Annotated in this window: 1 protein-coding gene; it reads left to right on the top strand. The window is 68.6% G+C overall.

The annotated features are described in order from the left end of the window. Window positions 1–426 (top strand): glycoside hydrolase family 95-like protein (locus J0695_RS38920; protein ID WP_372445912.1); only part of this gene is annotated, 426 nt, incomplete at its 5' end. Between the last annotated feature and the right edge of the window lie 176 nt (window positions 427–602).

The following is a 602-nucleotide window of genomic DNA, read 5'->3' on the forward strand; positions in this document are numbered from 1 at the left end:
CGCCTGAAGGACGCCGACAAGGCGTACCAACTGGTGCTCACGAATCTGCGCCCCTGGTCGGGCGGTGACACGGGCACGGCGATGAACTTCTTCGACATGTACCGGGTCTCGGACACCCGCGCCATCTTCCAGATAGACGCCAACCTGGGCACCCCGACAGCAATGCTGGAGATGCTGGTCTACTCCCGCCCGGACCACATCGAGCTGCTGCCCGCGCTCCCCGATGCCTGGGCGGCCTCCGGTTCCGTCACCGGGGTGGGCGCCAGGGGCGGGTTCACGGTCGACGTGTCGTGGGAGCGGGGCCGCGTGACCAAGGCGACGATCCACAGCGTCGGCGGCCGCAGGACGACGGTCACGATGTCCGGAACCACCAGGGACGTGGCGCTGACCCCGGGGAAGTCGGTGACCCTGCACGGCGGCCGCTGACCGCACCTCTGGAACGACCAGGGTGCCCGGTCCTTGCCGGGCGCCCTGGTCAGCGCTGAGTTTTGTCCCGGGCCATGTGCCTGAACGACGAAAAGAGTGGAGTCCGTGCCGATGTCTTCCCACCAGCACCGTCCAGAGGCGCGTTCCCTCCCGCGCCGCAGATTTCTGCGGTCCGC

Origin of the sequence: Streptomyces beijiangensis (genome assembly GCF_017315755.1) — a bacterium.
Classification (GTDB): domain Bacteria; phylum Actinomycetota; class Actinomycetes; order Streptomycetales; family Streptomycetaceae; genus Streptomyces; species Streptomyces beijiangensis.